General features: G+C 55.6%; 13 protein-coding genes and 1 tRNA gene. 7 read left to right on the forward strand and 7 right to left on the reverse strand.

Going from position 1 to position 15,083, the window contains the following annotated elements; all coding sequences use genetic code 11:
• Positions 1-73 precede the first annotated feature (73 nt).
• Positions 74-1,894, reverse strand: a complete 1,821-nt coding sequence (locus GS636_RS06190) for an ABC transporter transmembrane domain-containing protein (RefSeq protein ID WP_171668810.1) — start codon at positions 1,892-1,894, stop codon at positions 74-76.
• 128 nt (positions 1,895-2,022) lie between these two features.
• A tRNA-Gly gene (locus GS636_RS06195) sits at positions 2,023-2,096 on the reverse strand.
• Positions 2,097-2,203: 107 nt separating this feature from the next.
• Between GS636_RS06195 and GS636_RS06200 the strand changes: the two genes are divergently transcribed.
• Positions 2,204-2,974 (forward strand): TIGR01458 family HAD-type hydrolase, encoded by a 771-nt coding sequence (locus GS636_RS06200; RefSeq protein ID WP_216602835.1) that lies wholly within the window; start codon positions 2,204-2,206, stop codon positions 2,972-2,974.
• Between the two features lie 334 nt (positions 2,975-3,308).
• On the opposite strand, the gene GS636_RS06205 is transcribed toward GS636_RS06200, so the two are convergent.
• Entirely contained in the window at positions 3,309-3,908 is a 600-nt protein-coding gene (locus tag GS636_RS06205) for a TetR/AcrR family transcriptional regulator (RefSeq protein ID WP_171668812.1), read from the reverse strand.
• Between the two features lie 127 nt (positions 3,909-4,035).
• On the opposite strand from GS636_RS06205, the gene GS636_RS06210 reads away from it, so the two are divergent.
• Positions 4,036-4,944: a haloalkane dehalogenase gene (locus GS636_RS06210; RefSeq protein WP_171668813.1), complete on the forward strand. Its 909-nt coding sequence runs from the start codon at positions 4,036-4,038 to the stop codon at positions 4,942-4,944.
• Between the two features lie 46 nt (positions 4,945-4,990).
• On the forward strand, positions 4,991-5,809 hold the full coding sequence (locus GS636_RS06215) for an NAD(P)H-binding protein (RefSeq protein ID WP_216602836.1): 819 nt from the start codon (positions 4,991-4,993) through the stop codon (positions 5,807-5,809).
• A 242-nt stretch (positions 5,810-6,051) separates the two neighbouring features.
• Here GS636_RS06215 and GS636_RS06220 read toward each other — a convergent pair whose 3' ends face one another.
• Positions 6,052-7,095 (reverse strand): LysR substrate-binding domain-containing protein, encoded by a 1,044-nt coding sequence (locus GS636_RS06220; protein ID WP_216602837.1) that lies wholly within the window; start codon positions 7,093-7,095, stop codon positions 6,052-6,054.
• Here GS636_RS06220 and proX point away from each other — a divergent pair.
• From proX to betC, 4 genes are all read left to right on the forward strand, one after another.
• Positions 7,094-8,053 (forward strand): glycine betaine/L-proline ABC transporter substrate-binding protein ProX, encoded by a 960-nt coding sequence (proX, locus tag GS636_RS06225; RefSeq protein WP_171668815.1) that lies wholly within the window; start codon positions 7,094-7,096, stop codon positions 8,051-8,053. The two genes, GS636_RS06220 and proX, sit on opposite strands and share 2 nt — an antisense overlap.
• Positions 8,054-8,116: 63 nt before the next feature.
• Positions 8,117-9,136: a glycine betaine/L-proline ABC transporter ATP-binding protein gene (locus tag GS636_RS06230; RefSeq protein WP_171668816.1), complete on the forward strand. Its 1,020-nt coding sequence runs from the start codon at positions 8,117-8,119 to the stop codon at positions 9,134-9,136.
• Between the two features lie 11 nt (positions 9,137-9,147).
• Positions 9,148-10,065 carry a proline/glycine betaine ABC transporter permease gene (locus GS636_RS06235; RefSeq protein WP_171668817.1) on the forward strand — a complete coding sequence of 306 codons (918 nt, stop codon included), beginning with the start codon at positions 9,148-9,150 and terminating at the stop codon, positions 10,063-10,065.
• Position 10,066: 1 nt separating this feature from the next.
• A complete protein-coding gene (betC, locus tag GS636_RS06240; protein WP_171668818.1) occupies positions 10,067-11,563 on the forward strand; it encodes a choline-sulfatase in 1,497 nt (498 codons plus the stop codon).
• A gap of 84 nt (positions 11,564-11,647) precedes the next feature.
• Here the strand turns inward: betC and GS636_RS06245 are convergent, their stop codons facing one another.
• The 3 genes from GS636_RS06245 to GS636_RS06255 are packed head-to-tail and all read right to left on the reverse strand — an operon-like array spanning position 11,648 to position 15,082.
• The gene (locus GS636_RS06245; RefSeq protein ID WP_171668819.1) at positions 11,648-13,144 is read right to left on the reverse strand and encodes an aldehyde dehydrogenase (NADP(+)); all 1,497 of its coding nucleotides are present in this window, start codon (positions 13,142-13,144) and stop codon (positions 11,648-11,650) included.
• A gap of 10 nt (positions 13,145-13,154) precedes the next feature.
• The gene (locus GS636_RS06250) at positions 13,155-14,303 is read right to left on the reverse strand and encodes a fumarylacetoacetate hydrolase family protein (protein WP_171668820.1); all 1,149 of its coding nucleotides are present in this window, start codon (positions 14,301-14,303) and stop codon (positions 13,155-13,157) included.
• Positions 14,300-15,082 (reverse strand): alpha/beta hydrolase, encoded by a 783-nt coding sequence (locus tag GS636_RS06255; RefSeq protein ID WP_171668821.1) that lies wholly within the window; start codon positions 15,080-15,082, stop codon positions 14,300-14,302. Before GS636_RS06255 ends, GS636_RS06250 begins: the two co-directional genes overlap by 4 nt.
• Between the last annotated feature and the right edge of the window lies 1 nt (position 15,083).

A 15,083-nucleotide genomic window follows, 5' to 3' on the forward strand; every position in this document is an offset into this window, starting at 1 on the left:
AGGGCTTAGCTGTGACAACGAGTAAAATGTAGAATGACGCTACGGCGAATGGGAAAATGCCCGTGCGTCACCCTTATTCTGCGGCAACACCGTCGGTGAATTGCAACCGGGCCAGACGTGCATACAGCCCGTCCTGAGAAACCAGATCATCATGGCTGCCTTGCGCCACGATACGACCCTCTTCCAGCACGACGATACGGTCGGCTTTTTTTACGGTTGCCAATCGATGCGCGACGATCAGCGTCGTGCGCCCGGCGCGCATCTGGTCTACCGCGCCCTGCACCGCACGTTCGCTTTCTGCATCCAGAGCCGAGGTCGCCTCGTCCAGCAACAAAACCGGCGCGTCTCTCAGGATGGCACGGGCGATGGCAATGCGCTGCTTTTGCCCACCGGACAGCATCACACCGCGTTCACCGACAAAGCTGTCATACCCTTCCGGCAAGGCCGCAATGAACTCATGTGCGGCGGCTGCACGAGCCGCGGCTTCAACTTCGGCATCGGTTGCATCCAAACGCCCGAAGCGGATGTTTTCACGGGCCGAGGCGGCAAAAATCACAGGGTCCTGCGGAACCAGAGCCATATGGGCACGGAAATCTGCCCGATCCAGCTCTCGCAGGTCATGGCCATCCAACGTGACACGGCCCGAATTGGGATCATAGAAGCGTTGGATCAATTGAATGACGGTCGTCTTGCCTGCACCTGACGGTCCGACAAACGCGACAGTTTCGCCCGGATTGACCTGCAGCGACAGATGATCCAGCGCGACGGTATCGGGGCGCGCTGGATAGCGGAAGCTGACATCTTCAAACCGGATTTCACCTTTAACATCTTTGGGCAGGGTCAAGGGCTTGGCAGGATCGGTCACGGTGTCTTCGGCATTCAGAAGTTCGACCAGACGCTCGGTCGCCCCGGCCGCGCGTTGAAGTTCGCTCCAGATTTCTGACAGGGCCGCAACCGAGCCTGACATGATGATCGAATAGATCACGAACTGCACCAGAACGCCTTCGGTCATCACACCGTTTCGTACGTCATTGGCGCCCATCCAAAGGACACCGACGATGCCAGAAAAGACCAAGAAAATCACGATGACCGTCAGAATCGCACGGGTCTGAATGCGACGCAACGAGACCACATACGAGGTTTCGGTCATCTCTCCGAATTGCTTGCGGCTTTCTTTTTCATGGGTAAAAGCCTGCACGGTCTGAACAGCGCCCAATGCCTCACCTGCATTTCCGGACGAGGCTGCGATCCAATCCTGATTTTCACGACTGATCACGCGCAAACGGCGGCCCAGAACCAGGATCGGAACAACGACAATCGGGATCAACAAAAGCACCAGCCCGGTCAATTTGGCCGAGGTCAGCAGCATCAAAACCAGCCCACCAAAGAACATCAGCATGTTGCGCAACGCGATCGACACGGATGACCCGAGCACCGATTGGATCAGGGTGGTGTCCGTTGTGATCCGGCTGAGCACCTCGCCGGTCATGATGCGTTCATAGAATTCAGGGCTCATCGCGATCACGCGATCGAACACGGCCTTGCGAATATCGGCCACTACACGTTCGCCCAGCCGCGTGACCAGCGCATACCGGATGCCGGTGCCCACAGCCAGAACAGCGGCGATACCCAGTGCCGCCAGGAAATACCAATCCAGCAGTTCGCCATCCTGAATACGGAAGTTGTCGATCACGCGCCTCACTGCAAGTGGCAGGGTCAGCGTCATGCTTGCGGTCAGAATCAACGCCAGAGTCGCGCCGATCATCAAAAGCTTGTACGGCTTCATGAAAGGCCAGAGCGAGGCCAGTACCCCAATTTTCTTTGAGCGGGCCCGCTCTTCGCTGGCACCGGGGGCAGCGGCTTGAGTTGGTTTGTTGGCGGTCTGTCTTGCCATGTCGGGCCCTTATGGATTGAACGCTAGAAAGTGAACGCTTTCTTGGCCTCAGCCGCCCTTCTGGTCAAGCATCACGACATGGATCAGCCACCCGAAAGGGCCATTTGACGCAGAAAAGTAAGGGTGATTGGAGCGGGTAGACGGAATCGAACCGACATAGCCTGCTTGGAAGGCAGGGGCTTTACCATTAAGCTATACCCGCTCAATGTTTCGCCTTCCTATTTGATGGCTAAGTGGGCGTCAAGAGCGAACCACCACTTGGGCAAATTGACCCGAAAGAAAGAGTTTTTCGTAGTTTGTGAGGAAGGTGTGAGCAAAGGCGTTCTCTTTGATATCGCAGGTGTTCTGTATCAGGGTAACGAGCCGCTGCCGGGCGCTGCGGAGGCGGTCTCGGGCATACGGAACGTAGGGCTTCCGGTTCGCTTTCTAACGAATTCGACCCAACGACCGAAGCGCGCAATTCTGGGTAAGCTACAGGGCTTCGGAATAGAGGCAGATGCCACAGAAATCCTCACACCAGCTGCAGCCGCTTGTGCTTGGCTAGAGGAAAACGGTTTCGCGCCACATCTGCTGATCCATCCGGATCTGGAAGAGGACTTTGCAGCGTGCTCGAAGTCCGGCCCAAAAGCGGTCATCGTTGGAGATGCCGGCCTCTTTTTCACCTATCAACGGCTGAACACAGCCTTTCGCCTGATCAAAGACGGGGCTCCCTTTCTCGCATTGGCGTCGAACAGGGTATTTCGCGATACAGACGGCGAATTGAGCCTGGATGCTGGTGCCTTCGTCCAAGCGCTTGAGTATTCTAGCGGCAAAAATGCTCTCCTGTTTGGAAAGCCATCACCAACGTTTTTCCGCTCTGCCGTACAAAGCATGGGGTTAGAGCCTGCTGACGTAAAAATGATTGGCGATGATGCCGAAAGCGATATCGCGGGCGCTTTGAAGGCAGGCTTTGGCGCGGCCTTTCTGGTTCGAACCGGAAAATACCAAATCGGCGACGAGGCGCGCTATGAACCAAGACCCACTGCAACCGCGGACGGAGTCCGCGCCGCGGTGGAACTTGTAATCAAAGGACGCGGTTGAATGCTTCGAACGAGCATTGCTTCGGCGGCAGCTGTCACGCTGGAAACGGATGGGTTTCGTGTAGTGAAGGGCGATCTGACCGATACTTAAGTTCTGTGTTGGGTTGGAACATGGCCTGCGCATTGACTTAAGAATTGCGCTCATAGAGGGCACCGACAATGTCCGACAATCGCAGAGGACAGAATTTGCAAAGTTGAGCGGACGGCCCAAAGCGGCCATTTGCGTCAGCCGCATCGAAGGTCTGGTTCGAGCCCAAAGCAGTCGCTACCTTCGTTCTCAGAGTTTGAACGGATGGCAAATGTCGGGAATCTATTTTTCCATAAGCTATGTGCTATTAGCTCATATCATCCTTCACCAGACTTAAAACAATATCCGTTATCATGTCCTCGACAACATTGTTTTCCACAGCCAAAGATCGCGCTGTCACGGAATATCCCTCGAAATAAGGAACTAAGAGGGCCTTCACTTTTTCACGATCAGCCGTGTCTAATTCGTCGCTAAGTGCATATTCCGCCATGAGATCTGCAAAGCGGCGATAGTAATCCATTAGGGAGTTATCAACGATTTCATTTCTGCTTGATATTGCCCAAATCTCGCGGAATGCGCGGCACATGTCGCTAATCTGCTGACCGTGCGATAGACCTGCGGTCACGAGAAACCGGACGCGTTCGCGTTCGCTCTCCGCTATGCTTTCTTCAGTCATTTTTTGCAGGCTTTTCGCACATTCGTCGAAGTATTGCGCGACCATTGCGATGAGAACATCGTCGCGAGACTTGAAGTAGTACTGCACGTTGCTCAATCGCATACCGGCGCAATCGGCGATCCGGCGCATCGTAAGACCTGCGTCCCCTATCTCGATCAAGAGTTTGAGCGCGCATTCCAGAATCTGCGCTTCTTTTGCTGATCTGTTTCTGGCTGTAATTATTTGATCCACCTTAGATTTTTAAGTCCCTCTTACGTATTTCTACAGTTCTTTTTCTCGCTCCACAAATTAAGGGATTGATCTAATTGGTCAAGTGACCTAGTACTTTTGGTCACTTGACCAAATTGAGAGAATCCCCATGATCGAAGCTTTGCGCACACCGGAAATCCATTTTGAAGGACTGTCGGAGTTTCCTTTCCGACCGCACTACGTTGATGACCTGCCAGGGTATGAAGGACTGCGCGGTCACTACATCGACGAAGGGAGCACTGATGCGCAGGAGGTGTTTCTTTGCCTGCATGGCGAGCCAAGCTGGAGCTACATCTATCGAAAGATGATCCCGGTCTTCGTCAGTGCTGGGGCACGTGTCATCGCGCCGGATTGGCTGGGATTTGGCAAGTCCGACAAGCCCGTTGATGATGAGATCTACTCCTTCCACTTCCATCGCGACTACATGCTGGCACTGATCGAGCGTCTCGATCTGCGCAACATTACACTCGTAGTGCAGGACTGGGGTGGTGTGCTTGGCCTTACGCTGCCTATGGAAATGCCAGAGCGGTTCAAGCGGCTTTTGATCATGAACACGGGGCTCATGGCAGGCCCTGTCGATATGCCGGCCTTCGACGCGTGGCAGGCGGACATCGACTCTGATCCGGACGTTCCTATAGAGTTCATCATGCAAAAGAATGAACCCAGCATCTCGGTGGCCGGAGCGGCTGCCTATGCCGCACCCTTCCCGGATGCAACCTACAAAGCCGGTGTTCGTCAGTTCCCCCATTTGATCGCACGCACCATGGATTCGCCCGGCGTGGATACTTCCCAGAAAGCGGCTCAATTCTGGTCGTCTGAATGGGACGGCGAGAGCTTCATGGCTATTGGCATGAAGGATGAAATGCTCGGCCCAAACGTGATGAACCACCTGCGCACGTTCATCAAGGGCTGTCCGGACCCTCTGGAAATTCCTGAAGGTGGGCACTTCGTGCAGGAAGCGGCAGGGCCTTTGATCGCTGAACGCGCCTTGACCCATTTTGGTCTAAACAAGACCTGACTTCGCACGTTGAACAAAAACCAAATTAAAAATGCTGGAGAGATCCATGAGCAATGAAATCCTCGTCATCGGTGCCACCGGCAAAACAGGGAAAAGGGTCGCGGAGCGGCTGGAGGCGCGAGGTTTGGCCGTAAGATACGGAACACGGCGAAGCGCTATTCCGTTTGATTGGGAAAACCCTGAAACATGGCAGGCATCTTTAGCGGGAATAAAGTCGGCTTACGTCGCCTATTCTCCAGACCTCGCTGTGCCCTCCGCCCACGGCGTAATTGCTGCCTTTGTCAAAGCCGCGGAAGAGGCCGGGCTTCACCGTGTCGTCATGCTGTCAGAGCGCAACGAGGCGCGCGCTCAGGCGTGCGAGCAATTGATCAAGGACTCTTCTCTTGAATGGACAATCCTTCAACCCAGTTGGTTCATGCAAAACTTCAGCGAAGGCGGGTTCCTTGAAAGCGTTCTTACTGGCGAGGTCTCGGCTCCCGACTCCGGCGAAAAGGAGCCGTGGGTTGATCTGGAAGATGTAGCGGACGTAGCTGTTGCAGCCCTATTGGAGGAGGGCCACGCCGGAAAAGTGTATGAAATCACCGGAGCTGACTTGCTCACTTGGGACGAAGCGGTGGCGGAAATTGCGGCCGTGACAGGGCGAGACATTACGTACAAAACAATCACACCCAAGGAGTTTGAAGCAACGCTGATCGCCGCTGGGTTTCCGAATGCGGATGCTGAATTTGTTGCCAAGCTTGTTGCGCAAATACTCGATGGGAAAAACGCTAGCACTTCAGATGGCCTTCAGCGCTCTTTGGGCCGTGAACCCAGAAGCTTCCGACAATTTGCGGAAGCCGCAAATGCGGTCGGGTGTTGGCCTTGATCACTATGACAGCGCTCAGACCTCTTGCGGCACAAGACGAATGTCCGCTCCGTCCCGCAGAGCGGACATTCATGCAAGCTGTAGCGAATGGCTGTTTTGAGCCCATTTTGACCGATGCTGCGCGATGCCCAAATGACAGCACCATGCAGCAAAGCCGACTTTGCAAAGTTGAGTGGACTGCTCACTGCTACATTTCGGTGCGATAGTAAAAATTGGGCTGGTCGAGCTCCCTTAGGAACACATTATCTCAGGATTGGTGGGCATTTAACCTGAGCTGTCTGATCAAAAACCCAACTGCAAAACTTCTCTGCGTCCGCTCGTTCTGTCGTCGCGTTGATCAAATAGAAGTAGTCTCGCTCAATCTCCAAAAAGCCATCCAACTTTAGTAAAGTCCCATCGGCAAGGTACGGATCGACCAATGGGTTTCCGGCCAACGCAATCCCTTGTCCGGCAATCGCGGCTTGCAACATGTTTATATAGGTATTCAACGCTACTCCACTGGACTCAGCTGGTAGCACCAAACCGTTGGCCTTGAACCAATGCGGCCAGCGGGCTCCGGGCCGATAGATCCCAGATAGATGAAGCAAGTTTTCGTTCATCAGATCAACGGGTTCTGACAGTGAGGTATTGGGAGAGTATTTTGGGCTCATCACTGGAAAAATGCGCTCGCGCAATAGCGGAGTTACGTTGTCTCCAGTTGGCTTGTCTTTGGAATACCGGATCGCGACATCGACGTTTTCGGCGGCAAGGTCGAGCTTACGATCAGTGACCACAAGGTTCAGTTCAACCTCCGGGAACTGATTGCTGAAATCCACCATCCGCGGCATGAGCCAGTAGGTAGCAAAGGCAGTCGTTGTGGTCACTGTAAGTGGGGTATCACCTGACGTCTTTGAGACATTCAGAACGGCGTTTGCAATCTGATGCAAAGCCGGAGCCACCTCAGCCTCCAGCATCCTGCCCGCTAGAGTCAAAGATACTTTTCTGTGGTCCCTGACAAACAGCGTCGTACCAAGCGCTTGTTCAAGCTCGGCAATCTGGCGACTAACCGACACGCGAGTGACGCCCAGCTCTTCCGCCGTACGTGTAAAGTTGGAATTTCTGCATGCCGCTTCAAAGGTAATCAAATGGGGAAGCTTTGTAAGAGTTTTGCGGAGGTTTGCCATAACGCAATGGTTAACATTGTGGAAGGTATTTTGGAACTTCACAACTGCATTCAGATGACAAAAATTAGCCCAAGAGAAGAAACCGGCCGAACAGGCCTTTGTAAATTTCAGGGAGGAAAACATGACAAACTTCTCCAATCTTGCGCGTACCGCCGCGATGACAACCGTGCTTGGACTTCCGGCGTTTGCGGCCGAACAACCTGGCGCAGGTGTTGATGTCTCGCCTATCAAAGGATCGCCCGCCAACGCATGGTTTCAGCACATGGTCGTGCAGCAGGGTTTGGAGGCTTTGGGGTACAACGTCGAAGAAACCTTGGAAGCAGATTTCCCGGCCGTTCATCTGGCGGTGGCGTCTGGCGACGCTGATTACACTTTCAATCACTGGAAGCCCTTGCATAACGACTTTTTCGACAAATCCGGCGGCGAAAGCACCATGACGCGCGTCAAGGCCGGAATAACCGGCGCTGGCCAAGGGTTCTTTATTGACAAGAAGACTGCCGAAGCGAACGGCATTACCAGCGTGCAGCAGTTTTCCGACCCTGCAGTTGCTGCCCTGTTTGATGCAGATGGTGATGGCCGCGCCAACCTGTCGGGTTGCAATCCGGGTTGGGGCTGCGAGATCGCGATCGAGGATCACCTGGACAATTTGAACCTGCGCGACACCGTTCAACACGATCAAGGTAGCTATTTTGCGATCATGGCGGACACCATTACACGGTACAACGAAGGCGGCGCCATTCTGTATTACACCTGGACGCCAAACTGGATCAGTGACGTTCTGGTGCCCGGAGAAGATGTGGTGCAGATCGGTGTTCAGCAGGACGGTGAAATGGATGCGGGTTTTGCTGTGAACGACGTCTATATCGTCGCGAACAACGAATTCCTTGAAGACAACCCTGCCGCCGCAAAGTTCTTTGAACTGGTCGACATCCCGATCAGCGCCGTCAACGCGGCGCAGGTGAAACTGCGAGACGGGGAAAACACGTTGGAAGACTTCCAGCGCCACGCTGCCGATTGGATAGCCGAAAACCAAGCGCAATTCGACGGTTGGGTGGCCGAGGCCGCAGCCGCCGCAAACTAACTCTCCCCGAAGACTTTGGGGCGGCTTTTCCGGCCGCTCCGGTTTTTTTTAAGGAACAAGACAATGGCTGATGCACAGATCGAATGTCGTGACCTCTGGAAAATCTACGGTAATCGCTCGGACGAAGCCATGAAGGCGGTTCTGGCCGAGGGTTTGTCCAAAGAGGACGTGCGCGACAGGTTTGACTGTGTTCTTGGCGTGCGGGATGCGAGTTTCAGCGTCAAGAAAGGCGAAATTTTCTGCATCATGGGATTGTCCGGGTCGGGTAAGTCCACCCTTGTGCGCCATGTCAACAGGTTGATCGAACCAACGTCGGGCCAAATTCATGTGGCCGAAAAACGTGTGGACACGATGGGCGAAGAAGAATTGCGCCAATTGCGGGCCGAAACGATTGGCATGGTTTTTCAGCATATGGCGCTGTGGCCTCATCGAACCTTGGGCGAAAATGTCGGTTTCGGGCTCGAAGTCCGCGGCATCGATCTGCAAACGCGCCGAGAAGCGGCGATCAAGGCGCTCGAAGCCATGGATCTTGGCGGATGGATTGACCACTACCCCGATCAGCTGTCGGGCGGCATGCAACAACGTGTTGGTCTCGCCCGCGCCTTGGCAGCCGACCCAGAAATCCTGTTGATGGACGAGCCATTCTCAGCGCTTGATCCTCTGATCCGCCGCCAATTGCAGGACCAGTTTCTGAACTTGTCAGCGCATATGCACAAAACCACGCTGTTCATCACCCATGATCTGGATGAAGCCATCCGGATGGGAGATCACATCGCCATCATGAACGACGGTGAGATCGTTCAAATCGGTACACCCGAAGAAATCGTGACCAGCCCGAAAGACGACTATGTCGCCGAATTCGTTAAAGGCATCAGCCGTGTAGCGCTGGTCAGGGCTGAAACCATCATGGAACCGCTGAACGGGAGGGAGGGTACCGAAAAAACTATACGCGTCGACGCTGAGCTGGGAGAGATCATTGATCTGTTCATGGAGGACCAGTCTCCGGTCACCGTCGTTAGTCCGGATCATGCCTCGGTTGGGCAGATCACCATCAAAGACGCGTTGACCGCGTTGCGCGGGTAAGGGGCGAAATCATGGATATCTGGAACATTTTTGACACTGAATGGGTTCCCGTCGGCACATGGGTTGAAACCTTTCTCCAATGGGTGGTGACCAATTTCCGCTTCATCTTTCAAGCGATCAAGGTGCCGTTTGAGATTGTTCTGACCGGATTGGAGGACGCTCTGACCCAGGCCCCTGATCTGCTGGTTCTGGCATTGATCATTTTGGTGGCCTGGCAGGCGGGCGGTCGCCGCCTGGGCCTGATCTCGGCGGTATGCATGCTTGCCATTGGTCTGATGGGTGCATGGGAAGAAAGCATGACCACCCTGTCCATCGTACTGACATGCGTTGTGTTCTGTTCACTGATCGGCATTCCGCTGGGTGTGTATTCAGCCAAGAACGATCGGTTCTGGACGGTTCTGCAGCCCATGCTCGATCTGATGCAGACGATCCCGTCCTTTGTCTACCTGGTGCCAATCGTGATGTTGTTCTCGATCGGCAATGTCTCAGGCGTAATCGTAACTTTCATCTATGCGCTGCCGCCAGTGGTGCGTCTGACCAATCTGGGCATCCGGCAAGTTCGTGGTGATATGGTCGAGGCTGCGCGCGCATTTGGTGCCTCGAACCGGCAAACGCTTTACAAGGTCGAATTGCCCTTGGCGATGCCGACGATCATGGCCGGCGTGAACCAGACCATCATGATGGCGCTGAGCATGGTTGTGGTGTCTTCGATGATTTCCGTGACCGGGTTGGGCCAGATGGTTCTGCGCGGCATCGGGCGTCTCGATATGGGTCTTGCGACTGTTGGCGGGTTGGGCATCGTGTTTCTGGCTATCGTCATTGACCGTGTATCGCAAAGCTTTGGCATTTCGTCGCGTGAGCGTGGTCATAAGAAATGGTACGAAACCGGCCCGGTGGGCTATGTCCGCAACCTGATGGGACGGGGGTGACATGACCGACTCTCGCCCGAATATCCTTTTCTTTCAGGTCGATCAGCTGACGGCCTCTGCCCTGCGCGCCTACGGAGACATAATCTGCCACTCCCCGACCATCGATGATCTGGCCGCGCGTGGCGTCGTGTTCGAGACCGCCTATTGTAACTATCCGCTTTGTGCACCATCCCGCTTTTCGATGGCAACAGGGCAGCTGGCGTCGAAAGTTGGCGCTTATGACAATGCAGCAGAGTTTTCGGCCGAAATCCCGACCTATGCGCATTACCTGCGCGCAGCGGGCTATCAAACGGCCCTGTCCGGCAAGATGCATTTCATCGGCCCTGATCAGTTCCACGGGTTTGAAAAGCGCCTGACAGCAGACCTGTATCCGGGTGATTTCGCCTGGGTTCCCAATTGGGAAAACGAGGGCAAGCGCGACACCAACGATCCCCGGGCCGTGCGCATCGCCGGGATCTGCGAGCGGTCGGTCCAGATCGACTATGATGAAGAGGTTACGTTCAAGGCGATACAACATATTTTCGACATTGCGCGCGGTGACGACAAACGTCCATTCTTTCTGCAGGTGTCTTACACCCATCCGCATGAACCCTATCTGTGCCGAAAGGAATTCTGGGACCTGTACGAAGGAAAAGACATTCCGATGCCCGCTGTCGGGGCTTTGTCAGAAAATGAGCACGATCCTCACTCTGTCCGTCTGCTTAAGGATTTTGGCATGTTGGGCATTCAGTTCAGTGACGAGGACGTGGCCCGCGCCATCCGCGCCTACTATGGATCGATCAGCTATATCGACAGCCTGATGACCCGGATCATGGATGCCTTGCGTGCAACCGGTGCGGATCAGAACACCGTGATCATTTTCACTTCGGATCATGGTGAGATGCTTGGTGAACGTGGCATGTGGTTTAAAAAGCATTTCTTTGAAAAGTCCTTGCGCATTCCTCTGATCATCGCCGGCCCCGGCATCGCGCCACAACGGGTTCAGGAGTTGACGTCTCTTGTCGATATCGTCCCGACCCTGAACACAATTGCCGAGGTTGAGAACGCTGTAGAACCGTTGGAAGGCGTGGATCTGTTGGCACTCGCAGACAGGGGCAATCCGCCGTCTGAACGCGCGGTCTATGCCGAGTATTTGGCCGAGGCGACTAAGGTTCCGATGTTCATGATCCGCCGAGGATACTTCAAGTTTATCTCCTCGTCCCATGACGGTATCATGCTTTTTGATCTTCTGAATGACCCGAACGAGAGGGCAAATCTCGTGGGCTCAGAAAGCCATCGCGAATTGGTCAATGTCTTCATCCGAGAAGTCGCTGAGAAATGGAATGAAGCCGAACTAATTCAAGACATTGTCCTTAGCCAAAAGCGGCGTGCTCTTGTCCGTAAGGCAATGGGCCAAGGCGTCAAACAGCGATGGAACCACGGAGAGTCTGAGGCTGACAAAGTACTTTGGTACAGGGGAGAGCAGGGCTACAACGAATGGGCGTTTGACCATATTTGACTTCAATTTGTTAAGTGACCTGCTCGCTGAGCCGTGCAAGGCGTTTTTGCAAAAGCGACCCAACAGCTGCTCACCCGAAAGGCGTCAAATGTCTATGCTGATCTCCTCAGGTACATTCTGGTAACAAACGGGTCGCAAAAAGCGACGAATCGATAGTGTTCCTACGCTGGTCGCTCCAAAATTTGTCGATGCCGGATAGGGGCCGCCATGCACCATGCTGTCTGCAACTTCGACCCCGGTGGGAAAACCATTGAACAAAACGCGCCCGGCCTTACGCTCGAGTATAGGCAGCAAGATCGACGCATGTGGGACGTCTGCGGAATCCATGTGCACGGTCGCGGTCAACTGACCCTCCAACGTCCGTGCGATAGTAGTGAAGGCGTCGGCATCCCTGGCGACGACGACAAGTCCCAGCGGCCCGAAAACCTCGTGCGATAAGTCCGGGTTGGCCTCAAAGGCTTCAGCCGAGACCTGATAGAGAAAGGCACTCGCGTCCCGGTTTTCGGCTGTTCCGGACACCAATGTCGTGACTTCGGGCGCTGACGCGATGCGATCACGACCATCGCGGAACGCTTGGGCAATACCGTCTGTCAGCATGGTCTGAGAGGCGGCAGCCTGTATCGCCTCGGCGGCCTCGGTGATAAAGGTTTGGGCGTCTGGGCCATCTGGCACTATGGCCAAGCCCGGATTGGTACAGAACTGGCCTGCGCCCATCGTCAGCGAGGCCGCCCAGCCTTGGGCAATTTCTGCCCCACGGGATTTTAGGGCAGCAGGCAGTAGAAACATAGGATTGACCGAGCCCAGCTCGCCGAAGAACGGGATTGGTTCTTCGCGGGCGGCGCAGAGGTCGAACAAAGCGCGTCCTCCGCGCAAGGACCCGGTGAAGCCGACAGCTTTGATGAAAGGGTTCTGTACCAGCGCGCCACCGACAGCAACGCCGCCATCTTGAACAAAACTGAACACTCCCGGATGTAAGCTAAGAGCCTCTCTGGCCGCGTCAATGGCTTCAGCCACGATCTCGCCCGTGCCGGGATGCGCCGGGTGACCTTTGACCACCACGGGGCATCCTGCCGCCAGCGCGGCTGCGGTGTCCCCGCCCGCAGTCGAAAAGGCCAACGGAAAATTTGACGCGCCGAAAACCGCCACCGGGCCAATAGGGCGCTGCACCATTTTCAGATCCGGGCGCGGCAATGGCTGGCGATCGGGCAAGGCCGCGTCGCGGCGATAATCCAGATACGCACCATCGCGGATATGGCTTGCAAACAGGCGCAACTGCCCAGTGGTCCGCCCCCGCTCACCTTCCATCCGAGGCGCTGGCAGACCGGTTTCCGCGCAGCCGATTTCGGTAATATCTGCTCCACGCTTTTCGATCTCGTCAGCGACCCGCTCCAGAAAAACAGCACGGTCTTCACGGGTTGAATACCCGTAGGACGAGAAGGCATCCTCGGCTGCAGCGCAGGCCCGCGCAACCAGTTCCGGCGTACCGGCTGAATAGGTCCTGGGCGTTCCGGTTGCGGGGGCAGACTGAAAGCTGCTGTTGCCTGCCATCCATTCTCCGGCAATCAGGCTGTGTCCGTTCATCTCAAATTCCTCAGATCAGGTTGCGTGCGGCAAGGTTATTCATCAGCGCGCTGGTGCCAAAGGTCCAGGGCGGGCATTCAGTGGACAGGCGCACCGTGTTGACCAACCTTCCGAGCGCCGGGTTCGATATTTCAACCAGATCACCCATCTTGTGGGTAAAGCCCCCGCCGGGCGTATCGCGGTCTTGTGTCGGTGCAAACAATGTACCCAACATAAGAAAGAAACCATCCGGGTATTGATGATGCGCGCCACGCGCCTGACCAACCAGATTTTCCGGGTCACGGCTGATTTCGGCCATCGAGCTGGTTCCGTGCATTTCGAACCCTTCTTCGCCGGTTACTTTCAGCGTCAGTTCGGCCTGTCGGACGTCATCCATCCCGAAGCTGTCGTCAAACAGCCGCAACATCGGACCTATGGCACAAGACGCGTTGTTGTCCTTGGCCTTTCCCAACAACAGCGCCGAGCGCCCCTCGACATCCCGCAGATTCACATCGTTGCCAAGTGTCGCGCCCTTGATACGAGCAGCACTATCGACGGCAAGAACGACCTCGGGTTCGGGGTTGTTCCATGTCGAGATCGGGTGCAACCCGACGCTCGCGCCGAAGCCTACCGCTGACATGGCTTGCGATTTGGTAAATACCTCAGCATCCGGGCCGATACCAACTTCAAGGTATTGCGACCAAACATCCTCGGCGATCAGTGCCTCTTTCAACGCCATTGCCTTGTCCGAGCCCGGCACCACATCCCGCAGGCTGTCGCCCAGAATCTCGGTACAGCGGGCGCGAATGGCGTCCGCCTTGGCCGGGTCACCCTTGGCTTTTTCCTCGATCACACGTTCCAACATCGATGATACGAAAGTCACGCCGCAGGCCTTGATCGGTTGCAGGTCGGATGGTGCAAGGAAATATGGTCTGGATGGATCGGGCGCTTCTGTTGAGTTGGCCGAGACTTCGTTGATACCGCCGATGTCCGTACCGTCCACTGCATTGGCCGCAGCAGCGGGATCGTCCAGTTCCAGAAGCGCCTGCATCGTTGGGGTCTGTGACGAGGTGATGTCGACCAGACGATCACCCCGCCGCGCCACCACTGCGGGGCCTCGAGCCTGCGGCAGCCAGATACGGCCGACGAACGTTCCGGTGTCAGGTAAGTTCAGTGTCATTTGGTGTTTCCCAAAGAATAAAGTTTGGACAAAAGCTGATCGGCCTGATCGCAGGCGGCCCAGGTCAGAGACATGTGGTCTGCGTCGGTGATCATGTGCCAATCCGCGTTTTCGGATTGCGACATCAGCGCGCCGCCCCGCAGATATTCGGAGGTTTCGGCGCTGCCATTGATGTAGAGGACAGGTGGTCGGTTTGCATGCGCGGACAGCGTGAATTCTGCCACCTCTTCCACAGTCAGCCCAAGTTCCGATTGCAGAAAAGACAGGCGCACGGGGGCCAGATCATAAACCCCGCTGAGCGATAGAACACCCAGCGTTCGCGCGGCCAGAGCATCGTCGGTCGTGGCCGATAGCGCCAGATGCGCACCGGCGGAATGGCCAATCAGGACGAACCGCACCCCAGGAAACACCTCGGCCAGTTTGTGCAAGGCTGTTTTGGTATCTGCCACGACATCGGCCAACCGAACCTCGGGCATCAGGCGGTATTCGATATTGGCCACACTGGCCCCCGCTGACAGAAACGCGGGAACCATGAAACGATGCGCCTCGGCCTCTAGCGCCCGCCAATAGCCACCGTGAATGATGACAGGCAAAACAGAGTTTGGACCTGTGCCTTCGGTCCATTCAACCCACTGGCGCGGATGGTCTCCGTAAGCCGTGCGTGTAAACAAGCACTGTTGAGCTACAGCGTCGCTGTCCCGCGCCATACGGTCCAACGCTTCGGCGAAACCGGGAATAACCTCAGAGAATTTGAGCTGGCTGTCCCAGAAGGCCTGCATG

It is taken from the genome of Ruegeria sp. HKCCD4884, assembly GCF_013110855.1.
In the GTDB taxonomy this organism is placed as follows: Bacteria; Pseudomonadota; Alphaproteobacteria; order Rhodobacterales; family Rhodobacteraceae; genus Ruegeria.